This window comes from Xanthomonas sp. 4461 (genome assembly GCF_024806475.1).
Taxonomy (GTDB): domain Bacteria; phylum Pseudomonadota; class Gammaproteobacteria; order Xanthomonadales; family Xanthomonadaceae; genus Xanthomonas; species Xanthomonas arboricola_F.
Genome location: NZ_JANTYV010000007.1, coordinates 98,593 through 124,561, shown reverse-complemented (window position 1 = coordinate 124,561; position 25,969 = coordinate 98,593). Strand labels below are relative to the sequence as shown.

The 25,969-nt window shown below is 66.1% G+C and carries 26 protein-coding genes; 16 read left to right on the top strand and 10 right to left on the bottom strand.

What is annotated here, in order from left to right; all coding sequences use genetic code 11:
• Nucleotides 1–9: 9 nt before the first annotated feature.
• Nucleotides 10–1,191: a UbiH/UbiF family hydroxylase gene (locus FHY19_RS20850; protein ID WP_259168297.1), complete on the bottom strand. Its 1,182-nt coding sequence runs from the start codon at nucleotides 1,189–1,191 to the stop codon at nucleotides 10–12.
• Complete coding sequence (gene ubiH, locus FHY19_RS20845) at nucleotides 1,188–2,396, bottom strand: 2-octaprenyl-6-methoxyphenyl hydroxylase (protein ID WP_259168294.1); 1,209 nt, start codon at nucleotides 2,394–2,396, stop codon at nucleotides 1,188–1,190. The genes FHY19_RS20850 and ubiH overlap by 4 nt, the downstream gene beginning before the upstream one ends.
• A gap of 194 nt (nucleotides 2,397–2,590) precedes the next feature.
• Here ubiH and FHY19_RS20840 point away from each other — a divergent pair, with 194 nt between their 5' ends.
• The 9 genes from FHY19_RS20840 (at nucleotide 2,591) to FHY19_RS20800 (ending at nucleotide 11,978) form a co-directional block, all read left to right on the top strand.
• A complete protein-coding gene (locus FHY19_RS20840; protein WP_259154315.1) occupies nucleotides 2,591–3,169 on the top strand; it encodes a hypothetical protein in 579 nt (192 codons plus the stop codon).
• A gap of 4 nt (nucleotides 3,170–3,173) precedes the next feature.
• A complete protein-coding gene (locus FHY19_RS20835) occupies nucleotides 3,174–3,731 on the top strand; it encodes a cob(I)yrinic acid a,c-diamide adenosyltransferase (RefSeq protein WP_259168292.1) in 558 nt (185 codons plus the stop codon).
• Between the two features lie 38 nt (nucleotides 3,732–3,769).
• Nucleotides 3,770–4,678 carry a histone deacetylase family protein gene (locus FHY19_RS20830; protein WP_259168290.1) on the top strand — a complete coding sequence of 303 codons (909 nt, stop codon included), beginning with the start codon at nucleotides 3,770–3,772 and terminating at the stop codon, nucleotides 4,676–4,678.
• Nucleotides 4,679–4,803: 125 nt separating this feature from the next.
• Nucleotides 4,804–7,233 carry an LPS-assembly protein LptD gene (lptD, locus tag FHY19_RS20825; protein WP_259168289.1) on the top strand — a complete coding sequence of 810 codons (2,430 nt, stop codon included), beginning with the start codon at nucleotides 4,804–4,806 and terminating at the stop codon, nucleotides 7,231–7,233.
• Nucleotides 7,230–8,621, top strand: a complete 1,392-nt coding sequence (locus FHY19_RS20820) for a peptidylprolyl isomerase (protein WP_259154326.1) — start codon at nucleotides 7,230–7,232, stop codon at nucleotides 8,619–8,621. Before lptD ends, FHY19_RS20820 begins: the two co-directional genes overlap by 4 nt.
• A 7-nt stretch (nucleotides 8,622–8,628) precedes the next feature.
• A complete protein-coding gene (gene pdxA, locus FHY19_RS20815; RefSeq protein ID WP_259168287.1) occupies nucleotides 8,629–9,597 on the top strand; it encodes a 4-hydroxythreonine-4-phosphate dehydrogenase PdxA in 969 nt (322 codons plus the stop codon).
• 115 nt (nucleotides 9,598–9,712) lie between these two features.
• Nucleotides 9,713–10,501, top strand: coding sequence for a 16S rRNA (adenine(1518)-N(6)/adenine(1519)-N(6))-dimethyltransferase RsmA (gene rsmA / locus FHY19_RS20810; RefSeq protein WP_259168285.1), 789 nt, complete (start codon nucleotides 9,713–9,715; stop codon nucleotides 10,499–10,501).
• Nucleotides 10,502–10,537: 36 nt separating this feature from the next.
• Nucleotides 10,538–10,921, top strand: coding sequence for a Co2+/Mg2+ efflux protein ApaG (apaG, locus tag FHY19_RS20805; RefSeq protein ID WP_259154333.1), 384 nt, complete (start codon nucleotides 10,538–10,540; stop codon nucleotides 10,919–10,921).
• A gap of 28 nt (nucleotides 10,922–10,949) precedes the next feature.
• A complete protein-coding gene (locus FHY19_RS20800; protein ID WP_259168283.1) occupies nucleotides 10,950–11,978 on the top strand; it encodes a symmetrical bis(5'-nucleosyl)-tetraphosphatase in 1,029 nt (342 codons plus the stop codon).
• Between the two features lie 34 nt (nucleotides 11,979–12,012).
• Here FHY19_RS20800 and sfnG read toward each other — a convergent pair whose 3' ends face one another.
• The gene (gene sfnG, locus FHY19_RS20795; RefSeq protein WP_259168282.1) at nucleotides 12,013–13,116 is read right to left on the bottom strand and encodes a dimethylsulfone monooxygenase SfnG; all 1,104 of its coding nucleotides are present in this window, start codon (nucleotides 13,114–13,116) and stop codon (nucleotides 12,013–12,015) included.
• 847 nt (nucleotides 13,117–13,963) lie between these two features.
• Between sfnG and msuE the strand changes: the two genes are divergently transcribed.
• From msuE to FHY19_RS20760, 7 genes are all read left to right on the top strand, one after another.
• A complete protein-coding gene (gene msuE / locus FHY19_RS20790; RefSeq protein ID WP_259154339.1) occupies nucleotides 13,964–14,527 on the top strand; it encodes an FMN reductase in 564 nt (187 codons plus the stop codon).
• 46 nt (nucleotides 14,528–14,573) lie between these two features.
• Nucleotides 14,574–15,737, top strand: coding sequence for an FMNH2-dependent alkanesulfonate monooxygenase (gene ssuD / locus FHY19_RS20785; RefSeq protein ID WP_259168279.1), 1,164 nt, complete (start codon nucleotides 14,574–14,576; stop codon nucleotides 15,735–15,737).
• Nucleotides 15,738–15,748: 11 nt separating this feature from the next.
• Nucleotides 15,749–16,753: an aliphatic sulfonate ABC transporter substrate-binding protein gene (locus FHY19_RS20780; RefSeq protein WP_259168277.1), complete on the top strand. Its 1,005-nt coding sequence runs from the start codon at nucleotides 15,749–15,751 to the stop codon at nucleotides 16,751–16,753.
• Between the two features lie 8 nt (nucleotides 16,754–16,761).
• Nucleotides 16,762–17,616, top strand: coding sequence for an ABC transporter permease (locus FHY19_RS20775; protein WP_259168275.1), 855 nt, complete (start codon nucleotides 16,762–16,764; stop codon nucleotides 17,614–17,616).
• On the top strand, nucleotides 17,613–18,368 hold the full coding sequence (locus FHY19_RS20770; RefSeq protein ID WP_259168273.1) for an ABC transporter ATP-binding protein: 756 nt from the start codon (nucleotides 17,613–17,615) through the stop codon (nucleotides 18,366–18,368). The genes FHY19_RS20775 and FHY19_RS20770 overlap by 4 nt, the downstream gene beginning before the upstream one ends.
• Nucleotides 18,369–18,488: 120 nt before the next feature.
• Nucleotides 18,489–19,676, top strand: a complete 1,188-nt coding sequence (locus tag FHY19_RS20765; RefSeq protein ID WP_259168271.1) for an acyl-CoA dehydrogenase family protein — start codon at nucleotides 18,489–18,491, stop codon at nucleotides 19,674–19,676.
• An 89-nt stretch (nucleotides 19,677–19,765) separates the two neighbouring features.
• A complete protein-coding gene (locus FHY19_RS20760) occupies nucleotides 19,766–20,839 on the top strand; it encodes a sigma-54 dependent transcriptional regulator (RefSeq protein ID WP_259154367.1) in 1,074 nt (357 codons plus the stop codon).
• A gap of 90 nt (nucleotides 20,840–20,929) precedes the next feature.
• On the opposite strand, the gene FHY19_RS20755 is transcribed toward FHY19_RS20760, so the two are convergent.
• The 7 genes from FHY19_RS20755 to FHY19_RS20725 all read right to left on the bottom strand — a co-directional run bounded on the left by FHY19_RS20755 (nucleotide 20,930) and on the right by FHY19_RS20725 (nucleotide 25,866).
• On the bottom strand, nucleotides 20,930–21,424 hold the full coding sequence (locus FHY19_RS20755) for a dihydrofolate reductase (RefSeq protein WP_259168269.1): 495 nt from the start codon (nucleotides 21,422–21,424) through the stop codon (nucleotides 20,930–20,932).
• Nucleotides 21,421–21,708, bottom strand: coding sequence for a hypothetical protein (locus FHY19_RS20750; RefSeq protein WP_259168267.1), 288 nt, complete (start codon nucleotides 21,706–21,708; stop codon nucleotides 21,421–21,423). The genes FHY19_RS20755 and FHY19_RS20750 overlap by 4 nt, the downstream gene beginning before the upstream one ends.
• A 53-nt stretch (nucleotides 21,709–21,761) precedes the next feature.
• Nucleotides 21,762–22,556 carry a thymidylate synthase gene (locus FHY19_RS20745; protein ID WP_259154370.1) on the bottom strand — a complete coding sequence of 265 codons (795 nt, stop codon included), beginning with the start codon at nucleotides 22,554–22,556 and terminating at the stop codon, nucleotides 21,762–21,764.
• The gene (gene lgt / locus FHY19_RS20740) at nucleotides 22,553–23,443 is read right to left on the bottom strand and encodes a prolipoprotein diacylglyceryl transferase (protein ID WP_259168266.1); all 891 of its coding nucleotides are present in this window, start codon (nucleotides 23,441–23,443) and stop codon (nucleotides 22,553–22,555) included. Before lgt ends, FHY19_RS20745 begins: the two co-directional genes overlap by 4 nt.
• Nucleotides 23,444–23,496: 53 nt before the next feature.
• A complete protein-coding gene (locus FHY19_RS20735; RefSeq protein WP_259154376.1) occupies nucleotides 23,497–23,988 on the bottom strand; it encodes a TPM domain-containing protein in 492 nt (163 codons plus the stop codon).
• A complete protein-coding gene (locus tag FHY19_RS20730) occupies nucleotides 23,988–24,884 on the bottom strand; it encodes a TPM domain-containing protein (protein ID WP_259168263.1) in 897 nt (298 codons plus the stop codon). Before FHY19_RS20730 ends, FHY19_RS20735 begins: the two co-directional genes overlap by 1 nt.
• Nucleotides 24,885–25,200: 316 nt before the next feature.
• Complete coding sequence (locus FHY19_RS20725; RefSeq protein ID WP_259168261.1) at nucleotides 25,201–25,866, bottom strand: LemA family protein; 666 nt, start codon at nucleotides 25,864–25,866, stop codon at nucleotides 25,201–25,203.
• Nucleotides 25,867–25,969: the final 103 nt, after the last annotated feature.

Below are 25,969 nucleotides of genomic sequence, written 5' to 3'. Positions count from 1 at the left end.
CGAGGACGGTCACGCGCCGCCGGATGCACGTTTCCACAACGCATCGACCAATGGCGGCAGTTTGCCGGCCAGGCCGAGCACCGATCCGCGCAGCAGGGTCAGGTGCATTTCGTCGTTGGAAAACACGCTGTTGATCGCATCGAAACCGTAGGCGGCCACCGTATTTCCGCTGCGGCGGGTGCGCGCCCAGCGCTGCAGCCGATGCGGCGCGGCCCAGTCCGCACGTTTGGCAAGCGCTGCGCGCACTTGCGCGCGCAGCGCAGCGACATCGCGCAGGCCCAGGTTGACGCCCTGCCCCGCCAGCGGATGCACCACATGCGCGGCGTCGCCAAGGGCCAGCACGCGGCCGCTGACGTATTGCTCCACCAATTGCCGTTGCAGCGGAAATGCAGTGCGTGCGGACACCACACGCACCTGTCCCAGGCGCGCGGCAAACGCCTGGGTCAGCTGGTGCGAAAACGCCGCATCGTCCAGTTCCAGTACGCGCTCGGCATCGCTATCGGGCAACGTCCAGACAATCGAACTGCGGCCATCGGCAAACGGCAGGAACGCCAGCGGCCCGGTGGTCAGAAAGCGCTGCCAGGCAGTAGCCTGGTGCGGCTGTTCGGTCTCCACAAAGGCAACCACGCCACGTTGTGCGTAGGCATGCCGCGACACCGGCAGGCCGGTCAGGTCGCGCAAGGTGGACGCTGCGCCATCGGCCGCGACGGCAATCGCAGCTTCCAGCCGACTGCCGTCGTCCAGGCGCAGGCGCACGCCGTTGGCGTCCTGCTCCAGTTCGGCCACGCGCGCCGGACAATGCACTTCGATCCCCGCACTGTGCACGGCCGCCCAGAGGCGATCGACCAGCAGCGCATGCTCGACGATCCAGCCAAGTTGTTCGCGGCCCAACGTGTCGGCGTCGAAACGCAGCTCGCCGCCACCGCCGGCATCCCAGACCCGCATGCGCCGATATGGCTGCACGCGCCCGGTGCGCACGCTGGCCCACACGCCAAGACTGTCGAGCAGCGCGGCGTTGTCGGCGGCGAAGGCATACACACGCAGATCGGGCTGATCGGCATGCCAGCGCGCGGGCTCGCGCCCTTCCACCAGCGCAACGCTCAAGCCGGCGTCTGCCAGCGCCAGCGCGCAGGCGGCGCCGACCACACCACCGCCGACGATCACCGCATCGCGCGTACTGCGGCGGCTCATACGCGCCCCCGGCATAGTTGCGGCACATCGCCACGAAAACCCATCGCTCCGCCGACCAGCATCGATTGCAGCGGCGCGGCCTGCGAGGTCGCGAGCAATCCCAGGCTGCGTAGCGGCCGCAGCAACGGTGCCGGGTTTCCGGTCAGCCGCGCCAGCCCGCTGGAGAAGCCGATCGTCTGCTCGCGGTCCACGCGCCGACGCGCCACATAGTCGGCCAGCAGCGCGCCGGACCCGGCATCGCTGCGATCGTGTTCGATCAGCTCGGCCAATGTCAGCGCATCGCGCAAGCCCAGGTTGAAGCCCTGCGCGCCGATGGGGTGCAGCGTCTGCGCCGCGTTGCCGAGCAGCACCACGCGCTCGGCGATCAGGTGGTTGGCAAGCACCTGCACCAGCGGATAGGCGCTGCGTTCGCCGCTGGCGACAAAGCGCCCGGCGCGCCAGCCGGCCGCACGCTGCAACCGGGCCAGCCAGCCGGCCTCGTCGAGCGCGGCGACCGCCTCGGCCTCGGCGCGCGCGACGCAATGGATCGCGCCGTAGTGGCGGTCGCCCCGCGGCAGCAGCGCAGTCGGCCCATGCTCGCCGAAGCGCTCCCATGCGGTGCCATCCGGCGGCCGGGAGGCGCGCACGCGGGCCACGAACAGGGTCTGCAGGAAATCGTGCGTGTCGGTGTCGATATGCAGCAGTTCGCGCACGGCGCTGTGCGTGCCATCGGCACCGACCACCAGCCTGGCCAGGACGCGCTGTTCGCCATCGGCAGTTGCCACGCGCACCGCGCGCATGCCGTCCTGTACCGGCTCCACACCGATGCAGCGCGCCGGGCGGTAACGGCGCACGCCAGCCGTTTCGTCCAGACGTGCCTGCAAGGCGTCGCCGAAGTCGCGCGCCACCACCACCTGACCAAAGCTGTCGCGCCCGTAGTCGACGGCATCCAGCTGCACGCGCCCGAAATCGCCGGCGCGGCTGACGTGGATGCGCCGGATCGGGCCGGGCGGGCTGCGCAGCTTGGCCATCACCCCCAGCACGCCGAGCGCGTTGACGGTGGCCGCGGCAAAACTCAGGTTGCGTTGGTCGAACACCGCCGGCGGCGCGCCGGCCGGCGTGGCTTCGACCAGCCCGACATCCAGGCCGAGGCGGTCCAGTGCAATCGCCAGGCTGGAGCCGACCAGGCCGCCGCCAACGATCAGAACGTCATGTGGGTGTGTCATCTGGCCATGATAAGCCTTCGCCCCCGGCCCGGTGGCGCCGCTGCGTGGGACATCTTGCCGCGTCTGCCGGTGCGCGCGTCGCCGCAGTCGGCGCCGGTCTTCCCACCGCCCAGCCCGGCGTCGGTCAGACCGCGGCGCGGGCGCGCCGGCTTCCACGCTACACTTCCCCCTCTGCAACCCGGCCCTTCCCGCACATGACGCCTCGCTCGCACGACACCTGGATCCTGAGCCTGCTGGCCGTGCTGATGGCGGCCACGCGGATCAATCACTTCGCCCCGGTGCCGGATGCGTCGTGGGCGGTGTTCTTCATCGGCGGATTCCATCTGGCGGCGCGCACCCGGCTGGCATTCCCGCTCTTGATGGGGCTGGCGGTCGCGGTGGACTGGCTGGTGATCACCGGCCAGGGCATGAGCTTCTGGCAGCACTACTGCGTGTCGCCGGCGTACTGGTGCCTGATTCCGGCGTATTTCGCGTTGTGGGCCGGCGGCGTCTGGCTGCGTCGGCATTACCACGGTGCGCAGTGGAGCGCGTTGGCCTGGCTGGTTCCCACCCTGCTGGTCGCCGTGGCGCTGTGCCAGCTGATCGCCCAGGGCAGCTTCTACTGGATCAGCGCCAGCGTGAGCGAGCCCACCGTGGCCGGCTGGTTCAAGAACTACACCGACTGGCTGGGGCCGTACCTGCGCAGCGCTGCGCTGTACGTGGCTGCGGCGGCACTTGTCCAGGTCGTGGCCGAGCGCGTGATTGCTCCACCGCGCCAGACCCACGCCGGCTGACCGCATGGGCAACCGTCTTTCTCGTATCTATACGCGCACCGGCGACGATGGCAGCACCGGGCTGGGCGATGGCAGCCGTACCGGCAAGGATGCCTTGCGCGTCAACGCCTACGGCACCGTGGACGAAGCCAATTCGGCCATTGGGGTGCTGCTGGCGGCCCCCGGTGTCCCGACCCCGATCGCCGAACTGCTGACCACCGTGCAGCACCAGTTGTTCGATCTGGGCGGCGAACTCTGCATCCCCGGGCATGCGGCCATGACGGCGTCGGACATCCAGGCCCTGGAACACCATCTGGACCACTTCAACGACAGCTTGCCACCGCTGCAGGAATTCATCCTGCCGGCCGGTGGCGAGGCGGCCGCACGCTGCCATCTGGCCCGCACCATCGTGCGCCGGGCCGAGCGCGAAACCGTCGCCCTGTCGCGCCAGGAAACGGTGCGCAGCGAGGCGATCGGTTACCTCAATCGCCTGTCCGACCTGCTGTTCGTGCTGGCGCGGGTACTGGCCCGTGTCGATGGCCAGCAGGAAGTGCTGTGGCGGCACGACCGCCGTCGCGCTTGAGCATGTGCCCGGCGCCGCGGAGAGGCTAGAGTTGCCCCATGCTGGTCTTTACCCACCCCGCCTGCCTCGGCCACGACGCCGGCCCTGAGCACCCCGAGAGTCCTGCCCGCCTGGAAGCGGTGGTCGATGCCTTGCGCGCCGCCTTCCCCGATCTGGACTGGCGCGAGGCGCCACTGGCCAAGCTCGGCGACCTGTGCCGCGTGCACGAGCGCGAACAGGTCGACGCCGTGCTGGAAACCCCTTTCACCGGATACCGCCAGCTGGACGTGGACACCCGCATGGTGCCGGCCTCGCGCGCAGCCGCCCTGCGCGCCGCCGGCGCCGGCATCGCCGCCGTGGATGCGGTGATGCAGGACCTGACCCGCACCGCCTTCTGCGCCGTCCGCCCGCCCGGCCACCACGCCACCGCGCAGGTGTCGATGGGCTTCTGCCTGTTCAACAACGTCGCCGTGGCCGCCGCCCACGCACGCGACCGGCATGGCCTGGAGCGCATCACCATCGTCGATTTCGACGTGCATCACGGCAACGGTACCCAGGCGATCTTCGAACGCGACCCGGCCGTGCAGTACCTCAGCACCCACCAGTCCGGGCTGTACCCGCATTCGGGCAGCGTCCATGAGCGCGGCGTCGGCAATGTCCACAATCTGCTGTTGCCGCCGGGCAGCGACGGGCTGCGCTTCCGCAATGTCTGGGAGGACGAAATGCTGCCGCTGATCAATGCGTTTCGTCCGCAACTGATCCTGATCTCGGCTGGCTTCGACGCCCATCTGCGCGACCCGCTGGCCGACCTGATGCTGGACGACGACGATTTCGGCTGGCTGACCGCCGCCCTGCGCACCCTGGCCGAACGCCATGCACGCGGGCGCGTGGTCTCTCTGCTGGAAGGCGGCTACGACCTGCAGGCACTGCGCGAAAGCAGCGTGGCCCACGTCGCTGCGCTGCGCTGACCGGTAGTTGGCCCCGGTCGCCTCGATGCTGGCGATGAACCTCGCCCTCTCCGCGCCAGCGCTCTTCATTGCCCCTATGCGGGGTATACGGCAAGCTAGTCGCCATTTTATTGGTTGAACCACGCGTGCGCCGAGCTCTCCGCCTGCTGCCCCTGCCCTTGAGCATCGCCATCTGCCTCCCGGCCATGGCTGCCGACAAGCCGTTGAACTGGGGATTGTGCCCGGCCGTGGACCCGCTACCAGGCTTCGACGGCGCCCCCGCCGCGGACCCGAAGGCTGCCGAAATGCGCCAGCAGCTGCCGACCGACATCGAAGGCGACCAGCTGTCCGGCACCAGCACCACCCCGCAATACCAGGGCAACGTGGCGCTCAAACGTGGCGATCAGTTCCTGGGCGCAGACAACCTGCGCATGGACACCGAGACCGGCAACTACATCGCCGAAGGCAATGTGCGCTACCAGGACACTTCCTTTCGCATGGTCGCCGACCGTGCCGAAGGCAACCAGGATACCGACAGCCACAAGGTCACCAACATCCAGTACCAGCTGGTGGACCGGCGTGGCAACGGCGGCGCCGAATCCGTGGACCTGCAGGGCCAGGTCGGGCAGATGCACCGCTCCACCTATACCACCTGCGATCCCTCGCAGCCGATCTGGCGCGTGCGTGCGCCGGAGATCGACGTCGACAATGAAGAGGGCTTCGGCACAGCACGCAACGCCGTGCTGCAGATCGGCAAGGTGCCGGTGCTGTACTTCCCGTGGTTCAAGTTCCCGATCGACGACCGTCGCCAGACCGGCCTGCTGTTTCCGCAGTTCGGCCTGTCCGGGCGCAACGGCTTCGATTACCTGCAGCCGATCTACCTGAATCTGGCGCCCAATTACGATGCGACCTTGCTGCCGCGCTACATGAGCAAGCGCGGTTTCATGTTCGGTACCGAGTTCCGCTACCTGTACGACGGCGGTCGCGGCGAAATCACCGGTAACTACCTGCCCAACGACAAGTTGCGCGACAAGGACCGCGGCAGCGTGTTCTATAGCGGCTACCACAACGTCAACAGCCATTGGCAGGCGCGCAGCAGCATCTCCTGGGTCAGCGACACCCGCTATGTGGAAGACTTCACCAGCCGCCTGAACGGTATGGGCTCTGCCTCCAGCCTGCAGAGCACCATCGGCATCTACGGCACCGGCGAAACCTGGACCGCCGGCCTGATGGCCGACCGCTGGCAGCTGACCGACTACACCCTGGACGAACGAGCCCTGCCCTACAACCGGCAGCCGCGCGCGTATTTCACCTGGGAAAAGCCGTTCGGCATTTTCGAAGCTGGTGTCTATGCCGAGGCGGTGCGGTTCACGCATGACGATTCCTATCAGGTGAACTTCGTCCCGAACACCAACGGCAACAACAACAACAACAACAACGGCGACGAATACGTCCGCACCAACATCCGCAACCAGGACTATGGCAGCGGCTCACGCCTGGACGTTAAACCCTACATCTCGATGCCGCTGTCGGGCGCGGCCTGGTTTCTGACGCCTACGGTGGCCTGGCGCTACACCGCTTATCAGCTGGATTCGACCGTGGCCACCACGCCGCCGCTGACCGGAGATCGCACGCCCACCCGCAGCCTGCCGATCGCCTCGCTGGACGCCGGCCTGTATTTTGATCGCGAGACCTCGGTCTTCGGCACCAACTATCTCAACACGTTGGAGCCACGCATGTACTACCTGTACGTGCCGTACCGCGACCAGGACGATCTGCCGGTCTTCGATACGCGGCCGTTCACCTTCAGCTACGGACAGCTGTTTCGCGACTCGCGTTACACCGGCGCCGACCGCCAGAACGATGCCAACCAGCTGACCCTGGCGGTGACCTCGCGCTGGCTGCGCCAGGACGACGGGCGCGAGAAGTTATCGCTGAGCGCCGGTCAGATCCTGTACTTCAATGACTCGCTGGTCACGATCAACAATTCCACCGCCAATAGCGAACAACCCATTGAGCAGGGCAAGTCCGCCTGGGTGGCAGACGCCAACTACATGATCAACGACCGCTGGTCGATGGGCGCCACGTATCAGTGGAATCCGAACTCGCGCAAGGAAGACCTGGCCAGCCTGCGCACGCGCTATCTGCTGGGCAACGACGGCATCATCAACTTGGCGTATCGCTACCGTCGCAACCTGATCGACAACAGCGACCAGCTCAAGCAGGCCGACTTCTCGTTCCTGTATCCGATCAACCCTACCTGGAGTGCGGTCGGACGCTATTACTACTCGCTGCTGGACCGCAAGCCGCTGGAAATCATCGGCGGCGTGCAGTGGGACAGCTGCTGCCTGGCGGTGCGCGCACTGGTGCGCCGGTTCGTGCGCAACCGCGACGGCGAGATGGACAACTCGATCCAGTTCGAGTTCGTGCTCAAGGGCTTGAGCTCGTTCGGCCAGAATACGGACCGCACTTTGCGCCGTGCTATTCTCGGTTATTACCGCGACGACCTGTACCTGGTCCCGCCCAGCAACACCACGACCAATCCGGACGATTACGATCCGAACCTGATTCCATGACCAAGCCTTTCTCTGTTCTTCTTGCCTCGTTGCTGGTAATCACCAGCACGGTCTCGCCGCTGGCATCGGCGCAGCAATCCCAGCCGCTGGATCGTATCGCCGCTATCGTGGACGAAGACGTGGTGCTGCAGAGCGAGCTCGATCGCGCTGTGCGCAACGTCAAGTCGCAGTACGCCGGTCGCGAAAACCAGCTGCCGCCGGACGATGTCCTGCAGCGGCAGGTGCTTGAGCGCCTGGTCCTGGTCAAGTTGCAGGTCGGCCGCGCCGACGGCAGCGGCATCCGCGTCAGCGACGAGGAACTCAACCGCGCCATTGCCAGCATCGCCCAGCAGAACGGCACCACCGTGGATGGCCTGCGCCAGAAGCTGGCCGCCGATGGCATGGCCTACGGCGATTTCCGCGCCTCGGTGCGCGACGAAATCATCGTGCAGCGCCTGCGCCAGAGCTTTGCGCAGAGCCGCATCAGCGTGAGCGAAGGCGAAGTGGATACCGCGCTGGCCCAACAGGCCACGACCGGTAGCCAGTACCACCTGGCGCATATCCTGGTGGGCCTGCCGGAAGGCGCGACTGCCGACCAGATCGCCACCGGGCAAAAGAAGGTCGATGGCGTCAAGGCCCTGATCGACAAGGGCGAACTGGACTTCTCTGCGGCAGCGGTGCGTTATTCGGATAGCCCCAACGCGCTGGAAGGCGGCGACCTGGGCTGGCGTAGCCTGGACGAAATCCCCAACGCATTTGCCCAGCTGATCCGCGACATGCAGCCCGGCCAGGTCGCAGGACCGCTACGTGGTCCCAGCGGGTTCCAGCTGCTCAAGCTGGTGGAAATGCGCGACGCCAATGCCGGCGGCGAAAAGAAGATGGTCACCGAATACAACGCGCGCCACATCCTGGTCCGCATCGGCGACAACCAGACCGACGCACAGGCCAAGGCCAAGATCGACACGCTGCGGGCACGCATCGCCGGCGGCGCCGACTTCCAGGCAACGGCCAAGGAGTCCTCCGAAGACACCAATAGCCGTGGCCAGGGTGGCGATCTGGGTTGGTTCCCGGCCGACGCGTTCGGCCCGGATTTCGGCAAGCAGGTCGAAGGCCTAGCCGACGGTGCGGTGTCCGAACCGTTCCGCACGCAGGCCGGTTGGCACATCGTGCAGCGCGTCGGCAGCCGTCAGACCGACGTCAGCGCGGAAAACCAGCGTGCGCAGGTCCGTGAAACCATCGGCCGCCGCAAGCTGGAAGAGGAATACAACCGCTACCTGCAGGAACTGCGTGGCGAGGCATATGTGAGCTACCGCACCGGCGATCGCGCCGACGGCAACGCGACTGCCGAGCCGACCAAGAGCGCAGAACCGGCTGCCCCGACCCCGCCGCCGGCACAGCCGGCGCGCTGAGTCGGTGATGGTGCCGTCGCTCGCGCTGGTGCCAGGCGAGCCGGCCGGAATCGGGCCGGAGCTGTGCATCCGGCTCGTCCAGCAGCCGCGCTCCGATGCGCAGCTGGTTGCCTACGCCGACCCAGATACCCTGAACAGCGCCGCCAAGGCGCTGTCCTTGTCTGTGCGCCTGCTCGATCCAGACCAGCCGGCACGCATGCCCGGCGATCTGCCGCTGTTTCCGATTCGTCAGGCCGTCCCGACCCGCTTCGGCACCGCCGACCCGGCCAATGCAGCGGCCGTCATTGCCGGCCTGCGTACCGCCGCCGGCGACTGCCTTGCCGGACGTCTGCAAGGCATCGTGACCGGCCCGGTGCACAAGGCGATCATCAACGCCGGCGGGATCGCCTACACCGGCACCACCGAATTGCTGGCCGAACAGGCCCACTGCCCGGTGGTGATGATGCTGGCCAACAGCATCGTGCGCGTGGCACTGGTGACCACGCATCTGCCGCTGCGTGCGGTGGCCGATGCGATCACCGCCGACGCGGTTGCGCGCTGCCTGCGCATCACCCATGCCGCGATGCGCCGCGACTTCGGCCTGGAAAACCCGCGTATCGCCGTGCTCGGCCTCAACCCCCATGCAGGCGAAGACGGTCACCTGGGCCGCGAAGAACTGGACATCATCATCCCGGTGCTGGAGCGGCTACGCGACGAAGGCATGCAGCTGATCGGCCCGCTGCCGGCCGACACTGCCTTTCTGCCGCAGAAGCTGGGCGGTTTCGATGCGGTGGTGGCGATGTACCACGACCAGGGCCTGCCGGTACTCAAGTACAGCGGTTTCGAGCAGGCGGTGAACATCACGCTGGGCCTGCCCTACCCGCGCGTGGCGGTGGATCACGGCACAGCGCTGGACCTGGCCGGGCGCGGCATCGCCGATCCCTCCAGCCTGATGGCGGCAACGGCGTTGTGCGCACGCCTGGCGGCACGCAGCTAACGTCGCGTCGCTGCTGCCCGATCGCCGCAGGTTAGGGATGACTTCCCTCGCTATCACGGCGGCCACACGCAGCACCGACACCGCGTGCAGCCGCCGGCTCCGTTAAACTGCGCGCATGAATCCTTCCTTCAGCGCACCGGCCAAGAAGTCGCTTGGCCAGCACTTTCTTGCCGACCGGTATTACATCGACCGGATCGTCCAGGCGGTGGCTCCGCGCGCCGGCCAGCACCTGGTCGAAATCGGTCCCGGCCAGGGCGCCATCACCTTCCCGCTGCTGCGCAAGCATGGCGCGTTGACGGTGATCGAGTTCGATCGCGACCTGATCGCGCCATTGACCGAGGCGGCCGCACCGATCGGCGAGCTAAGCATCATCCACCGCGACGTACTCAGCGTGGATTTCACCGAACTGGCCAACGGCACGCCGATCCGGCTGGTCGGCAACCTGCCTTACAACATCTCCTCGCCGATCCTGTTCCACGCGCTGGACCACGCCGCTGCAGTGGCCGACATGCACTTCATGCTGCAGAAGGAAGTGGTCGACCGCATGGCCGCCGGTCCCGGCAGCAAGGTCTATGGCCGGCTCAGCGTGATGCTGCAGGCGTATTGCGAGGTCACCGCACTGTTCGTGGTGCCGCCAGGCGCGTTCCGACCGCCGCCGAAGGTGGACTCGGCAGTGGTGCGGCTGGTGCCGCGCGATGCGGCCACGGTCATGATCAACGACCGCCGCCGCTTTGCCGATGTGGTGCGCGCCGGCTTCGGGCAGCGTCGCAAGACGCTGCGCAATGCCTTGTCCAGCGTTTGCGAACCCGCGCATTTCGAGGCGGCTGGCGTGCGGCCGGATGCCCGCGCCGAACAACTCGAGGTCGCCGATTTCATCCGGTTGGCCAATGTCGAGCTGGCTTGAGCGCCGCTCCCACGCCGTTTTATTTAGACTTTCCCCATGCAAGATGATCCACGCTATCGGGTCGAGGTCGAGGTGTCGCCGCGCTTCCTCGCCCAGCAATCGACCCCGGAAGAAGGCCGCTTTGCCTTCGCCTACAGCATCCGCATCCACAACGCGGGTGCCGTGCCCGCGCGCCTGATCGCACGCCATTGGCAAATCACCGACGCCAACGGCCGCACCGAGCAGGTGGACGGCGAAGGCGTGGTCGGCGAGCAGCCGTGGCTGCGCCCCGGCGAAGCCTTCCATTACACCTCCGGTGTACTGCTGGAAACCGAGCAGGGCCAGATGCAAGGCCATTACGACATGGTGGCCGACGATGGCACCGAATTCACCGCCCCGATCGCCGCCTTCGTGCTGAGCGTACCCAGGACGCTGCACTGATGACTGCTGGATTGATGGAGCGCACGCGATGAGCGTCTGGGCAATTGGCGACCTGCAAGGGTGCTACGACATCACCCAGCGATTGCTGGAGAAGATCAATTTCGACCCGGCACAGGACACGCTGTGGTTCTGCGGCGACCTGGTCAACCGCGGCGGGCAATCGCTGGAAACGCTGCGGCTGGTGCATTCGCTGCGCGCGCACAGCGTGGTGGTACTGGGCAATCATGACCTGTCGCTGCTGGCGATCGGCGCGCGCTCGGAAGAAGAGCAGCGCAAGGTCAATCCGGACCTGCAGCGCATCGTGCTGGCCGAGGACCGCGACATGCTGCTGGACTGGCTGCGCATGCAGAAGCTGGCGCACGTGGACCGCGAACTGGGCTGGATGATGATCCACGCCGGACTGGCGCCGAAATGGACCACGCAGCTGGCCGAAAAACATGCGCGCGAGGTCGAGCAGCAGCTACAGGGCGGCGGCTATCGCAAACTGTTGCGCAACATGTATGGCGATCAGCCGGGCTGGTCGCCAGGTTTGAGCGGATACGACCGCAGCCGCGCGATCATCAACCTGTTCACGCGCATGCGCTATTGCACGCCGCGCGGGCGCATCGCCACCGACGACAAGGGCACGCCGGGCACGCAGGCACAAGGACTCTACCCGTGGTTCGAGGTGCCGGGCCGGGTCGAGCGCGATCTCAAGATCGTGTGCGGCCACTGGTCCGCGCTGGGGCTCACCATCACCCAGGGCGTGCATGCCATCGATACCGGCGCGGTGTGGGGCGGCAAGCTCACCGCCCTGCAGCTGGATACCGAGGAGCTGCGTGTGGTACAGGTGCCGGGGCGCGAAGTCACCGCCCCCGCCGCCCCCGCTGCAAACGCGCCGCGGCGTCCACGCGAAGGCCAGGGCCGCCCGCGCGGGCGTGGCCGTGGACGTGGCGGAAACGGCACCGGCGGTGGCGCTGGTGGCAGCGGCGGCGCTAATGGCAAGGGCACCGCCGCGCCCAATGCCCGCGAAACCGGCGCCGGCACCACACGTCCAGCCGGCCCGGCAGCGGAATAAGCCTCCGGCCGCCGTCGCGGCCTGGGCGTGGTGCTCAGGCCAGCGCCGACTGCGCGCGTTGCGCTTCCAGCGCGCGCACACGCGGCAGCACTTCTCGGCCGAAGTACTCCACCTCTTCGATGAAGTGCAGGAAGCCGCACAGCACCAGATCCACGCCCACCTCCTGCAGGGCCAGGATGCGCTCGGCGATCTGTTGTGGCGTACCGATCAGGTTGGTGCGGAAACCGTCGTTGTACTGCACCAGGTCCTCGAAGGTGGAGGTGGCCCAATTGCCCTCTCCCTCCGGCGAGGCCTGCCCGGCCTGCCGTGCGGCATCGGCGAACGCCCTGACCGCGTCGACATGCGCATGCGCGATGATTTCCTGCAGCACCGCCTGCGCCTCCTGTTCGGTCTCGCGCGCGATCACGAAGGCGTTGACGCCGACACGAACGCGGTGGCCGTTGGCGGCCGCCTTGGTCTGCAGGTCCTGGATCTGTATGCGCAACTGCTCCGGCGTGTTGCCATTGGTGAAATACCAATCCGACACGCTTGCCGCATTGTCGCGCGCCGCGCGCGAACTTCCGCCTTGAAAGATCTCCGGGTGCGGCTTCTGCAGCGGTTTAGGACTGAGGGTGTAGTTGTTGAAACGGTAGAAATCGCCATGGAAACTGAAGGCATCCTGAGTCCAGATCCCCTTCAGCACCTGGATGAATTCCCTGGAGCGCCGATAGCGCTCGTCGTGTTCCAGCCACGGCTCCCCAATGGCAACGAACTCGCCCTTGAACCAGCCGCTGACCACATTGATCGCAATGCGTCCGTTGCTGATGTGGTCGATGGTGGCGATCTGCTTGGCCACCACGGCCGGCGCCCAGGGGCCGGGCAGGATAGCGGCCAATACCTTCAGGCGCGAGGTGGAATGCAGCAAGGCCTGACTGAAGGACACCGACTCATGCTGATGCTCGGCGCCATAGCCGGCGGTAAAACGGATCTGGGTCAGCGCGTAATCGAAGCCGGCGTGTTCGGCGGCCTGCGCCAGCCGCACGTTATAGTCCAGGCTCCAGTCGGTGCGCTGCTCGATCGTGCTGACAACCAGCCCGCCGCTGACATTGGGAACCCAGTAGGCGAAGCTCAGCGGCGCAGCGTTGGACGAATGGCTCATTGGAAACTCCTGCGAGGATAAGGATTGGACGGCGGACTGCGCGCTGCCGGTCTTCTTCGGTGCTGGAAAGCACATGCATTGCGCTTTGCAAATACGACGCGCGTACGCGGGTCACCGCCATCGCATGCAACGCACATCGCGTGCCATGCTTATCTCTGCGCGACATGTCGACATGCCCGCCGTGCGATCCACATCGCGTTGACCAACATCGCGCGCCGCGCGAAAACAATTGACTCGCCAGCGAACGACCCAATACGACAACGCGATGCAACCTTGCAGGCTACGCAAGCAGGCTCTGGCTGCGCGATACCACGCCGATATCGGTGATGTACACGCATCCACGCGACCTTGTTCGTAAAGCCCGGGCGATCACTCCAGCAGCCACGTCGCTACCCGGCGTGGCTGCACTGCACGCACCGGGCGTTATTGAAACGAACAATGCCACGCGCGTGAATGGTCCTGCATGCCGCACTGGATGAATGTATCCAACCAGGAAAGTGCGCAAACTGCTGATCCGATGTTTCCCTGCAAACAGTTTTTGGGCGCTTATCTCCGCGCGCTCTATCCTCATACTCGTTACGTCATGAAGACCGCATCGAAAATGGCTTGAAACAGCCCATTTTCTGCAATTTCATTAGATCATTCTCAATTCTGCTAAGCGCACGCCATCGCTGATGGCGCTTTGCCATTGCACTGCATCGCGCCATGCAGTCAGATGCAATTGCTCGTGATTGACACGTCGACGCATGTTGCTTTCGCGTTTTATGTCGCTGCAGCAACAGCAAGCATGTCTGGATGGCACGGAGTTTGCGTGACAGTTCGACACGCCCCCCTACAGGAATCTCGCATGCGCACTCCGTTGAATGTCGTTGCCGTCTCCGGCAGCACCTCGCGCCCTTCGCGCAGCCTGGCCCTGGCAGAGGCCACCCTGGCAGAGCTGGCGCAGCACCTGGCCATCAAGCCCAGCATCATCCAGCTCGGCGATATCGCAAAGCCCTTGGGCACGGCGCAATGGCGCAGCGACGTCGACGCAACCACGGAACAGGCCTTGCGCCAGGTCGAAACGGCAGACCTGCTACTGGTTGTCGCACCGGTGTATCGCGGATCGTATCCAGGCTTGCTCAAGCATCTGTTCGACCTGATCGACATGCACGCACTGATCGACACGCCGGTGTTGCTGGCCGCTACCGGCGGCAGCGAACGGCATGCATTGGTCATCGATCACCAACTGCGGCCATTGTTCGCGTTCTTCCAGGCGCTGACGCTACCGATCGGCATCTATGCCAGCGAAAGCGATTTCCACGATTACCGGGTGGTCGATCAAGCGCTGTGCCAGCGTATCGCACTGGCCGCCGAACGCGCTGCCGGCGTGCTGGGCGTGCGCCCCGATGCGCGACTGCGCATCGCCTGATCCGGTTCGCCGGCGCGATGCAGCAGCCCACCTGAAGGAGAGTGCGATGGAGATGTTCTGGTTCATTCCCACCCACGGCGACAGCCGCTATCTGGGCACCAGCGAAGGCGCGCGCCAGGTCAGTGCCGACTACGTGACACAGGTGGCCGTAGCGGCGGACACGCTGGGCTATGAAGGGGTACTGATTCCCACCGGGCGCTCCTGCGAAGACCCGTGGGTGATTGCGTCCAGCCTGATCAATGCCACGCGCCAGCTGAAGTTTCTGGTGGCGCTGCGCCCCGGGCTGATGGCGCCCGCACTGGCAGCGCGCATGGCGGCCAGCTTCGACCGGCTGTCCGGAGGGCGCCTGCTGGTCAATCTGGTCACAGGCGGCGACCGCGGCGAGCTGGAAGGCGATGGCGTGTTTCTCGATCACGCCGACCGTTACGATGCCTCGGCCGAATTCATCCGGATCTGGCGCGAGATCATCCGCCACAGCCATGACAGCCAGAGCTACGACTTCGACGGCAAGCATCTGCAGGTGAAGGCGGCGCAACTGCTGTATCCCACCGTGCAACGGCCGTATCCGCCCGTGTGGTTTGGCGGCTCGTCCGATGCGGCGCACGACCTGGCGGCCGAGCAGGTGGACACCTACCTCACCTGGGGCGAGCCGCCGGCTGCGGTGGCGCAGAAGATCGCCACCGTCCGCAGCAAGGCGGCAGCGCTCGGGCGCACGCTGCGCTTCGGCATCCGCCTGCATGTCATCGTGCGCGAAACCGACGCGCAGGCCTGGGCGGCGGCCGATGCGCTGATCGGTCATCTCGACGACGACACCGTGGAGCGCGCACAGCGCGCCTTCGCGCGTATGGATTCTGTCGGCCAGCGGCGCATGGCCGCCTTGCATGGGCGTGGCCAGGGCCGCACGCGCGCCGATCTGGAAGTCAGCCCGAACCTGTGGGCCGGGGTTGGCCTGGTTCGCGGCGGTGCCGGTACCGCCCTGGTCGGCAGCCCGCAGACGGTGGTGCAGCGGATCGAGGAATACGCGGCGCTCGGCATCGACACCTTCATCTTTTCCGGCTATCCGCACCTGGAAGAGGCCTATCGCTTTGCCGAACTGGTGTTCCCGCTGCTGCCACGCGTACGCCGGCAACAACTGCCCGGGCAACCACTGAGCGGCCCCTTCGGCGAGGTCATCGCCAACACCATCGTGCCACGCGCTTCGGCGCGCTGAGAGGAGTACTCATGAAGCGTCGCAACCTGCTCAAACTCGGAACGCTGGCCGGAGTCGCGCTCGGTGCCCCGCCACTGCTGTCCGGCGCCGCAGACGCGCCGCGCAAGATCGCCGTTCCCGAGCGCCTGCGCATGGATTACGCCTACTACTCGCCTACCTCGCTGGTGCTCAGGCACTTCGGCTGGCTGGAAGAGGCGCTCAAGCCGCAGGGCACCGAGGTCACCTGGGTGTTATCGGCCGGCAGCAATCGCGCACTGGAGTATCTGGCCGGCAACAGCATCGACTTTGGCAGCACCGCCGGCCTGGCCGCGCTGCTGGGGCGCGCCAACGGCAATCCGGTCAAGGCGGTCTATGTGTACTCGCGCCCGGAATGGGTGGCCCTGGTCGTCGGCAAGCAATCGCCGATTCAGCGCGTGGCCGAACTCAAGGGCAAACGGGTGGCCGCCACCAAGGGCACCGACGCGTATCTGCTCCTGTTGCGCGCGCTGCGCGAGGTCGGGTTGCACCGGAACGATGTCGACATCGTCCATCTGCAGCATCCGGATGGGCGTATTGCACTGGAACGCGGCAATGTCAATGCCTGGGCAGGACTGGACCCGCATATGGCTGCCAGCCAGCTCGAAGCCGGCTCACGGCTGCTCTATCGCAACGTCGCCTTTAATTCGTACGGCTTCTTGAACACCAGCGAAAAATTCGCCGCCGCCTACCCCGAGCAGATTCCGCTGGTGCTGCAGGCCTATGAGAAGGCACGCCGTTGGGCCATCGCGCATCCGGACGCGCTGGCGAGCCTGATCGCCGAGCAGGCCAGGCTCTCGGTGCCGGTTGCGCAACTGCAATTGCGGCGCACCGATCTCAGCCGGCCACTGATTGGTGCCGAGCAATTGGCGGCCTTGCGCAGCGCCGCGCCGATCCTGCTGGAAGAAGGCCTGGTGCGGCCGGGAACCGACCTGACCCAGGTGCTGGGCACCTTGATCGATCCACGCTATGCCACGCGCGCTGGCGTGGCGCAGGGATGACCGCCACCATGAATCAGACCTCGCTCCGCCTGTCGCGCACCCTGCCACCGTCCCGCCGCCTGAGTCGACACTGGCGCCTGCCTGCCGGCGGCCTGGGCCTGGTGCTGCCAGTGAGCTTTTTTGCGGCACTGGAAGTGTGCTCGGCGCTGGGGTGGACGCCACGCTATCTGCTGCCGCCTCCCAGCCAGATCCTGACCACGCTGGCAGACGAAGCCGGCCGGGGGCTGGCCGGCCATCTCGGCGCCAGCGTGCTACGGGTGCTGGTGGGCTTTGCGCTGGGTGCCGGGCTGGGGCTGCTGATCGGCATCGGCGTCGGCTTGAACCGCTGGCTGGAGCGCTTGCTGGATCCCAGTTTCCAGGCGCTGCGCGCAGTTCCCAGCCTGGCCTGGGTGCCGTTGTTATTGCTGTGGATGGGCATCGACGAAGCGCCGAAGATCACCCTGATCGCGATCGGTGCGTTCTTCCCGATGTATCTGGGCGTGGCCAATGGCCTGCGCCAAGTCGACCGCACGCTGATCGAGCTGGGCGAGACCTATGGCCTGCCCTGGGGGCGCATGGTGCGGCGGATCCTGCTGCCGGCCGCGTTGCCATCCATCTTCACCGGGTTGCGTACCAGCCTGAGTCTGGCCTGGATGTTTCTGGTGGCCGCCGAACTGATCGCGGCCACGCGCGGGCTGGGCTATCTGCTGAGCGACGGGCGCGAGACCTCGCGGCCGGACATCGTCATTGCCGCCATCGTGTTGCTGGCCCTGCTCGGCAAGCTCAGTGACAGCGTGCTCAAGACATTGGAAACCCGCACGCTGCACTGGCGCGACAACCTGCAGAACCGCCGCGCCCACCCGCACGCGGCGCACGCGGCATGAGTGCCGGCCTGCAGATCCAGGTAGCGAACAAACGCTTCGGTGCACGCAGCGTGCTGCAGGACATCGAGCTGCGCGTGGCACCGGGCGAAATCCTGGGCCTGATCGGACCCAGCGGTTGCGGCAAAAGCACCTTGTTACGCATCGTCGCCGGCCTGGAGCGCGACTACGGCGGCGAAGTATTGCTGGATGGCAGCCGCGTGCAGGGAATCGACCGCCGTATCGGCTTCATCTTCCAGGAGCCGCGCCTGCTGCCCTGGCTGGACGTGGCAGCCAATGTCGCCTTCGCCGACGACACCGCCGTTTCGCCGGCGGCAGCGCGGCAATCGCCGCGCGTGCAACAGTTGCTGTCCGAGGTTGGCCTGCTCGACCACGCGCAGGCGTTGCCCAAGCAACTCTCCGGCGGCCAGGCGCAGCGGGTGGCACTGGCGCGTGGGCTTTACCGGCAACCGCAGGTGCTGTTGCTGGACGAACCCTTCAGCGCGGTGGATGCCTTTACCCGCATCCGGCTGCAGGAGCTGCTGCTGCGCCTGGCCGGCGAGCACGGCTTCACCGTGCTGCTGGTGACGCACGATATCGACGAGGCGGTCTATCTGAGCGACCGCGCCATCGTTATCGGCGGCCAGCCCGGGTCCATCGTGCATACCCAGGTACTGGACACACCGCGGCCACGCGACCGCCGGGCGCACGAGGCGGCGCTGCGTGAGGCGCGTGAGGACCTGCTGGCTGCGCTGCACGACATCCATGCGGTGTAAGCATGCGGCGTTCGCCTGCAGGCCACCCCGACACATACGGCTGCCAACCGGCACGGGCCGGCGGCACGCGCGCCACCGGGTACCGATCATCTCTCTGCGACTGGAACGAGGCCACAGCGCATGACAAGCCACCAACTGCAACCCACCGTACTGAATCCGCTGCACACGGCCCGCCGCCTGGCCAACGACTTCGCAGCCACCGCAATCGAACGCGATGCGCGTGGCGGCACCCCCAAGGCAGAACGCGATGCGCTGCGCGCCAGCGGCTTGCTGGGCCTGAGCATCCCGCTGCAATACGGCGGTCTTGGCGCCAGCTGGAGCGAGGTGCTGACCATCGTGCGCGAATTCGCCAAGGCCGATAGTTCGATCGCGCACGTGTTCGGCTTCCACCACCTGATGCTGGCCACCGTGCGCTTGTTCGGCCAACCGGCGCAGTGGCAGCCGTGGTTGGAGCAGACCGCGCGCAAGCAGTGGTTCTGGGGTAACGCGCTCAATCCCCTGGATACCCGCACCGTCGCCGTGCAGTACGAGGGCTGGCGCGAATTTTCCGGCAAGAAGAGTTTCTGTTCCGGCGCTCTCGATTCGCAGATGCTGATCGCCTCCGCACTGGACGAGCGCAGCGGCAAGCTGCTGATCGGCGCCGTGCCCACCGCGCGCAGCGGCATTACGCTGGGCCACGACTGGGACAACATCGGCCAGCGCCAGACCGACAGCGGCAGCACTACCTTCGAGCGCGTGCGAGTGGAAGAAAACGAGTTGCTGCTCGATCCCGGCCCGCTGAGCACGCCATTCGCGTGCCTGCGCCCCTTGCTGGCGCAGTTGCTGTTTGCGCATGTCTTCCTGGGCATCGCCGAAGGCGCGTTCGAAGAAGCACGCACCTATACCTTGACCGAAACGCGCCCCTGGCATCGCTCCGGGGTCGAGCGGGCCAGCGACGATCCCTACATCCTGGCCCATTACGGCGAGTTCTGGCTGGGGCTGGAAAGCGCACGCCTGCTGGCCGGGCGCGCCGCCGATCTGCTCGATGCCGCCTGGCGCAAGGAACACGCGCTCACCGGCGACGAACGTGCACAGGTGGCCCTGGCAGTGGCCGCCGCCAAGGTCGCCAGCACACGCGTGGGGCTGGAGGTGAGCAGCAAACTGTTCGAGGTCACCGGCGCACGCGCCACCCATGCGGCGCTGCGCCTGGACCGCTACTGGCGCAATCTGCGTACCCAGACCCTGCACGATCCGGTCGACTACAAGGTGCGCGAACTCGGCGAATGGGCGCTACGGCAACAGGCGCCTACACCCAGCTTCTACTCATGAATCGCTGTGGCGGCATGCTCGTCACCGCGAGTTCGCCTGCGCATCTCGGTGCTGCGTAGCTCCCTCTTCTCTCTCCTAGCATCCGGCCCATGTCCGATTTCCGTCTGCTGACCCTACCGTCGTTGCCGCAACGCGTCGCTGCCGGCAACCGCACGACCGCCGCCGCGCATGTGTTCGAAGACCCGGCATCGCAGGCATTGCTGGCACACCTGGAACGCGTGGCGCCCAGCGAAGCCAGCGTACTGATCATCGGCGAATCCGGCACTGGCAAGGAGCTGGTGGCGCGTCATATCCATAGCCTCAGCGCGCGTGCGCAGCAGCCGTTCGTGGCGGTCAACTGCGGAGCCTTCAGCGAATCGCTGGTCGATGCAGAATTGTTCGGGCACGAAAAAGGCGCCTTCACCGGCGCACTCAGCGCCAAGGCCGGCTGGTTCGAGGAAGCCAATGGCGGCACGCTGTTTCTCGACGAGATCGGCGATCTGCCGATGCCGATCCAGGTCAAGCTGTTGCGCGTGCTGCAGGAGCGCGAAGTGGTGCGCCTGGGGTCGCGCCGCAGTATCCCGATCGACGTACGGGTGCTGGCCGCCACCAACGTGCCGCTGGAACAGGCAATCGGCCAGGGGCAGTTCCGCCAGGACCTGTTCTACCGGCTCAACGTGGTCGGCGTCGGGCTCAAGCCGCTACGCGAACGGCCCGGCGACATTCCACCGTTGATCCGCCATTTCGTGCAGATCTACAGCCAGCGCCTGGGCCATGGCCAGGTCATGGTCAGCGCGGAGGCCGAGCGGCTCCTGGTGCAGTACCCGTGGCCGGGCAATATCCGCGAGCTGGAAAATGTCATCCACCACACCTTGCTGATCCACCGCGACGGCGTGGTGCGCGCTGACGACATCCGGTTGTCGCCACTGCGCCTGCCCACCCCGTCCACCAGCGATGCGCAACCCGATGCCACGGCTCTGCTCGCACGCGCCTTCGACACCTTGTTCGAGAGCAATGACGGCGCGCTGCATGCCACCGTCGAAGCGCAGCTATTGCGTGCCGCCTACCGGCATTGCCACCACAACCAGGTCAGGACTGCTGCCCTGCTGGGACTGAGCCGCAACGTCGTGCGTGCGCGCCTGATCGAACTGGGCGAGGTGGTGGTCAACAAGCGCGTCGATTGACGCGCCGGGTGTCGATCCACGCTTGCCACGCTGCCTCGCAGTGCGGCGTCGCACCTTGGTCAGCCTTGCCCGGTGTGAAAATGCGGCCGCTCAGCGGCGCCGATAATCCACGTAAGAAAATGCGAAGGCGTGGCGCGCATCGGCTGCATGCTCCTCGCGCTGCACCGGCACCCACACCGCCGGGTCGATCGGCGGGAAGTGCGTATCGGCACGGTCGACCACGGTGTCCACCTCGGTGACAGCCAACAGGTCTGCGCGTTCCATCGTCAGGCGATACACCTCGCCGCCTCCGATCACGCACAGCTCCTGCGCGCCCTCCTGCCCGGCACGCTGTATCGCCTGATCGATTGATGCCACCGCCTGCATGCCCGCGAACGGCACCTGCCCCGAGCGCGTCAGCACCAGATTCAGGCGCCCTGGCAAGGCGCGCCCCAGCGATTGCGCGGTCTTGCGCCCCATCAGGATCGGCTTGCCCAGCGTCAGCGCCTTGAAACGTTTGAGATCGTCCGGCAGCTTCCACGGCAGATCGTTATCGCGACCGATGGCGTTGTTGCGGTCGAAGGCGACGATCAGGGTCAGTTTCATCGGTCCGGATACAGCGTGTCGTAGATTTTCATCGCGGCGTGCCGGCCCATCATTCCAAGGCAGAAAGCCACAAGGTACAACACAGCAATCACCGCCAGCGCCGCCGAAGACTGCCCGCCGAAGAGGTTCGTCAGCTGCAGGGGTTCGCCCTTGTACAAGGCAATACCGAAAAAGCCGATCGGTGCGATGAGCAGGATGCTCGTGAGATTCACAAACAGGCTGGCCTGCATTGCCATCAGCGAATCAGCCAGTTTTTCCCGTGCCTTGATCGAATGCTTGGCCATCACAGTGCTGTCGTCTCAAGTGGATGCTGGCGGACCATGCCGCAACTCGCTCGTCACACCGCCACCGGCGCCTTGATCGCCGGATGCGGGTCGTAGCCGTCGATCGCGATGTCCTCGAAGCGGAACCCGAACAGGTCGGTGACTTCGGGATTCAGGCGCAAGGTCGGCAATGCGCGCGGGGTGCGCGTCAGCTGCTCGCGGGCCTGCTCGAAGTGATTCGAATACAGATGCGCATCGCCCAGCGTATGCACGAAATCGCCCACGCCCAGGCCGGTGGCCTGCGCCACCATATGGGTCAGCAGCGCATAGCTGGCGATGTTGAACGGCACGCCCAGAAAGATGTCGCCGCTGCGCTGGTAGAGCTGGCAACTGAGCTTGCCGTCGACCACGTAGAACTGGAACAGGCTATGGCAGGGCATCAATGCCATCTGCGGCAGTTCGCCGACATTCCAGGCGCTGATGACCAGGCGACGCGAATCCGGATTGCGCTTGATCTCATCGACCAGCCACTGCATCTGGTCGATCTCGACGCCGTCCGGGCCGGTCCAGCGCCGCCACTGCTTGCCATAGACCGGGCCGAGATCGCCATTGTCGTCGGCCCATTCGTCCCAGATACGCACCTGGTTGTCTTTCAGATACCCGATGTTGGTGTCGCCCTGCAGAAACCACAGCAGCTCGTGGATGATCGAGCGCAGGTGCAGCTTCTTGGTGGTGACCAGCGGAAAACCGGCATTGAGATCGAAGCGCATCTGCCAGCCGAATACGCTGCGCGTGCCGGTACCGGTGCGATCGGACTTTTCGGCGCCGTGTTCCAGCACGTGTTGCAGCAGATCCAGGTACGGCTTCACTTGGCCGCCTCCACGGTTGCGGCAACCGGCACCACCGGCTGCAACACCGGCGCGCGGCGCGACATCGCCAGCAAGACCAGACCCACCGCAATCAATGGCAAGCTCAGAATCTGGCCCATCGTCAGCCAGTTGAAGGCCAGATAGCCAATCGGCGCATCCGGCACCCGCACGAATTCCACGATGAAGCGGAACACCCCGTACAGCAGCGCAAACAGCCCCGACACCGCATAGCGCGCGCGCGGCTTCATCGAGAATGCCCACAACACGACGAACATCACCACGCCTTCCAGCGCGGCCTCGTACAGCTGGGACGGGTGACGGGCGAAGCGATCCAGTGCGCCGGCGGCGTACTGCGCGTGAATCTGCGCTGGTGCGATGTCAGCCAGCTCCGGTGCATGCGGGAAGATCACACCCCAGCCGGCCTGGGTGAACTTACCCCACAGCTCGCCGCCGACAAAATTGCCGAGCCTCCCGAAGCCAAGGCCCAACGGCACCAGCGGCGCGACGAAATCCATCACGTTGAAGAAGTGCAGGCGATGGCGGCGCGCCCACAGCCAGCAGGCGAACAGCACGCCGAGCAGGCCACCGTGGAAGCTCATGCCGCCTTCCCACACCTTGAACAGGATCAGTGGATTGGCCAGGAAGGTGTCGAACGCATAAAACAGCATGTAGCCGATGCGCCCGCCCAGCACCACGCCGAGCATGCCGTAGAACAGCAGGTCGGAAAAACCGTCCATATCCACGCCGGGCAGACGGCCGCGCAGGATGCGCGAGCGGCCCAGCGCCCAGGCCGAGAAGAAGGCGGCCAGATACATCAAGCCGTACCAGTGCACCTGCACCGGGCCGAGCGAGAAGGCGATGGGGTCGATGGCGTGCAGATAGATCATGCGGACCGCGTATGACGAAAAGCGAGGCCGCTATTCTGACACCTCGAGCGCGCTCAGCCTAAGAGCTGTGGCCGATCGGGCAGCTCGTCTTCATGCTGCACGTCGCCGGTGGCCGGGAAATGCGCGACCAGCAGCTCGGTCACCGCCTCGATCCCGGCCAGGACCGCGGCCTCGTGCTGGCCCTCACGCAGGAACTGCTGCATGCGCCGGCACACCTCCGCCCACTGTGCCTCCGGCACCTGGCTGCGCAGGCCGCGGTCGGCGACCACTTCGATGGCATGGTCCGCCAGCAGCAGATAAATCAAGACACCGTTGTTGGCTTCGGTGTCCCAGGTGCGCAGCTGCGCGAACGCCTGCTCGGCGCGCTGGCGGGCCGTGTGCCCACGCCACAGCGCCCCGAGCGGCAGGTCCGCATCCACCGCCACCATGATCTGGCCGGTATGGCTGCGTTCGCTGGCGGCCACGGCCGCAGCGATGGTGTCCATGCAGGCAGCCGGAAACCTGCGCTGCGCCGAGGGCGCGAAAAAATGCCTGAACCACCGCATTACCAGCTCCCCGAGGCGCCACCGCCTCCCGATGATCCACCGCCGCCACCCCAGCCGCCGCCGCCAAAACCACCACGGCCACCGCCCCCGAATCCTCCGAACCCACCGCCGCCCCAGCCCCCGCCACCGACGAAGCGTCCAGGCGAACCGGAGACCAGGCCCGCCAACAGGCCGATGATGGCTGCACCGACGCTGGCGAACAGCAACGAGGTAAACAGCAGGGCGGCAGCGCCGGCGGCGACACCGGTCAACACGGCGCGCAACGGCCGCGGCAAGGCGCCGAGAATGCCGCGCGCCACCATTGCGACCACAAATCCGATGAACAACGCCATGATCCAGCCGCCACCGCCTGCACCGCTGCCCACGCCACCATCGGCATGCCCGCTGACCGGTTCCGGCAGGGCTTCTCCCTCGATCAGGCCGGCCAGCGTCGCGGTCGCATCGCGAATGCCGCCGCCGTAGTCGCCCTCGCGAAAGCGCGGCGCCAGATACTCCTGGATGATGCGGTTGGCCACGATGTCGGGGATGGCGCCTTCCAGGCCATAACCGGGCTGGATCCGCACGCGGCGATCGTCCTTGGCCACCAGCAGCAGCACGCCATCGTCCACGCCCTGGCGCCCGATCTTCCACTGATCGAACACGCGCTGGGCGTATTGCTCGATCGCCTCCGGCTGGGTGGTCGGCACGATCAGGATCTGCAGCTGCGCGCCCTTGCGCTGCTGCAACGCCAGCGCCTGCTGCTCGAGCTGCTGGATCTGCGCCGCATCGAGCGTGCCGGTGACATCGACCACTGGCGAGCGCAAGGGTGGAATGGCCGCAAGATCCTGCGCCAGCACCGAAGCGGGCAGCAGCAGTAACGCCATTATCCAGCACACCCACCTGTCCATTTTCCGCATTACCGACTCCTACCTGATAAGCACTGACAATTCATCAGCACTGACACTTGGCTATCCCTTTTCCGTGCGGGAGAAGATGCCCCGCAGGGGCGGATGGGCGCGCGAGCGACGCCACGCGCAATTGGAACGATGCAAGGGCGTCGCTGCATCCCCTCACCCAGCCCCTCTCCCGAGGGGAGAGGGGCTTGATATCCCGCATCTGCAAGTTGCTCTTGATTGAGCAAGCGATAGATGGATCGACATGGCCAACGTAGCGACTGCCTCGACGTGCCGTGCAGCACACCGCGCAGCATTCGGTACTGCGCAGTGCAGGGATTCAATGCGCAGGCTGCGGTTGCTGCTGTGGCGGTTGCTGCTGTGGCGGTTGCTGCTGTAGCGGCTGCTGCTGCGGCGCTTGCTGATTGCCGAAATCCACCTGCGGCGCGCGCGAGATCTGCGCTTCGTTTTCCACGCTGAAATTCGGCTTGGGCTGATAACCGAAGATCTTGGCGGTGATCACCTGCGGAAACGAACGGATGTAGGTGTTGTAGTCCTGCACCGTCTGGATGTATCTGCCGCGGGCGACGGTGATGCGGTTTTCGGTGCCTTCCAGCTGCACCTGCAGGTCGCGGAACGACTGGTCGGACTTGAGCTGCGGGTAATTTTCACTGACCACCAGCAACCGCGACAACGCGCTGCCCAGCTCGCCCTGCGCCTGCTGAAAACTCTTGAGCGAGGCTTCGTCATCGGCATTGACCTGGATCTGCCCGACGCGCGCACGCGCATTGGTGACTTCGGTCAGCACCTGACGCTCCTGCTGTGCGTAACCCTGCACGGTGCGCACGAGGTTGGGAATCAGGTCGGCACGGCGCTGGTACTGGTTCAGGACTTCCGACCAACCGGCTTTGACGCCCTCTTCCTTTTGCTGGATCGCGTTGTACCCGCAACCCGACAGAGAGGCGGTCAGGAGCAGCAATACCAGGGCACGCATCAGGACAGACATGCAGGCGATTCCGTTGAAAGAGAGCCGCAGCATGCCACGCGTCGGGTCAAGCCGGCATACACATGCTTGCGCCTGGCGTGCGCGGCGGTGCTGCACACCAAAG

Excerpts from the sequence above, each read along its gene's own strand:
- FHY19_RS20850 (WP_259168297.1), bottom strand. The coding sequence starts at position 1,191 with ATGAGCCGCCGCAGTACGCGCGATGCGGTGATCGTCGGCGGTGGTGTG.
- ubiH (WP_259168294.1), bottom strand. The coding sequence starts at position 2,396 with ATGACACACCCACATGACGTTCTGATCGTTGGCGGCGGCCTGGTCGGC.
- FHY19_RS20840 (WP_259154315.1), top strand. The coding sequence starts at position 2,591 with ATGACGCCTCGCTCGCACGACACCTGGATCCTGAGCCTGCTGGCCGTG.
- FHY19_RS20835 (WP_259168292.1), top strand. The coding sequence starts at position 3,174 with ATGGGCAACCGTCTTTCTCGTATCTATACGCGCACCGGCGACGATGGC.
- FHY19_RS20830 (WP_259168290.1), top strand. The coding sequence starts at position 3,770 with ATGCTGGTCTTTACCCACCCCGCCTGCCTCGGCCACGACGCCGGCCCT.
- FHY19_RS20820 (WP_259154326.1), top strand. The coding sequence starts at position 7,230 with ATGACCAAGCCTTTCTCTGTTCTTCTTGCCTCGTTGCTGGTAATCACC.
- pdxA (WP_259168287.1), top strand. The coding sequence starts at position 8,629 with ATGGTGCCGTCGCTCGCGCTGGTGCCAGGCGAGCCGGCCGGAATCGGG.
- rsmA (WP_259168285.1), top strand. The coding sequence starts at position 9,713 with ATGAATCCTTCCTTCAGCGCACCGGCCAAGAAGTCGCTTGGCCAGCAC.
- apaG (WP_259154333.1), top strand. The coding sequence starts at position 10,538 with ATGCAAGATGATCCACGCTATCGGGTCGAGGTCGAGGTGTCGCCGCGC.
- FHY19_RS20800 (WP_259168283.1), top strand. The coding sequence starts at position 10,950 with ATGAGCGTCTGGGCAATTGGCGACCTGCAAGGGTGCTACGACATCACC.
- sfnG (WP_259168282.1), bottom strand. The coding sequence starts at position 13,116 with ATGAGCCATTCGTCCAACGCTGCGCCGCTGAGCTTCGCCTACTGGGTT.
- msuE (WP_259154339.1), top strand. The coding sequence starts at position 13,964 with ATGCGCACTCCGTTGAATGTCGTTGCCGTCTCCGGCAGCACCTCGCGC.
- ssuD (WP_259168279.1), top strand. The coding sequence starts at position 14,574 with ATGGAGATGTTCTGGTTCATTCCCACCCACGGCGACAGCCGCTATCTG.
- FHY19_RS20780 (WP_259168277.1), top strand. The coding sequence starts at position 15,749 with ATGAAGCGTCGCAACCTGCTCAAACTCGGAACGCTGGCCGGAGTCGCG.
- FHY19_RS20775 (WP_259168275.1), top strand. The coding sequence starts at position 16,762 with ATGAATCAGACCTCGCTCCGCCTGTCGCGCACCCTGCCACCGTCCCGC.
- FHY19_RS20770 (WP_259168273.1), top strand. The coding sequence starts at position 17,613 with ATGAGTGCCGGCCTGCAGATCCAGGTAGCGAACAAACGCTTCGGTGCA.
- FHY19_RS20765 (WP_259168271.1), top strand. The coding sequence starts at position 18,489 with ATGACAAGCCACCAACTGCAACCCACCGTACTGAATCCGCTGCACACG.
- FHY19_RS20760 (WP_259154367.1), top strand. The coding sequence starts at position 19,766 with ATGTCCGATTTCCGTCTGCTGACCCTACCGTCGTTGCCGCAACGCGTC.
- FHY19_RS20755 (WP_259168269.1), bottom strand. The coding sequence starts at position 21,424 with ATGAAACTGACCCTGATCGTCGCCTTCGACCGCAACAACGCCATCGGT.
- FHY19_RS20750 (WP_259168267.1), bottom strand. The coding sequence starts at position 21,708 with ATGGCCAAGCATTCGATCAAGGCACGGGAAAAACTGGCTGATTCGCTG.
- lgt (WP_259168266.1), bottom strand. The coding sequence starts at position 23,443 with ATGATCTATCTGCACGCCATCGACCCCATCGCCTTCTCGCTCGGCCCG.
- FHY19_RS20735 (WP_259154376.1), bottom strand. The coding sequence starts at position 23,988 with ATGCGGTGGTTCAGGCATTTTTTCGCGCCCTCGGCGCAGCGCAGGTTT.
- FHY19_RS20730 (WP_259168263.1), bottom strand. The coding sequence starts at position 24,884 with ATGCGGAAAATGGACAGGTGGGTGTGCTGGATAATGGCGTTACTGCTG.
- FHY19_RS20725 (WP_259168261.1), bottom strand. The coding sequence starts at position 25,866 with ATGTCTGTCCTGATGCGTGCCCTGGTATTGCTGCTCCTGACCGCCTCT.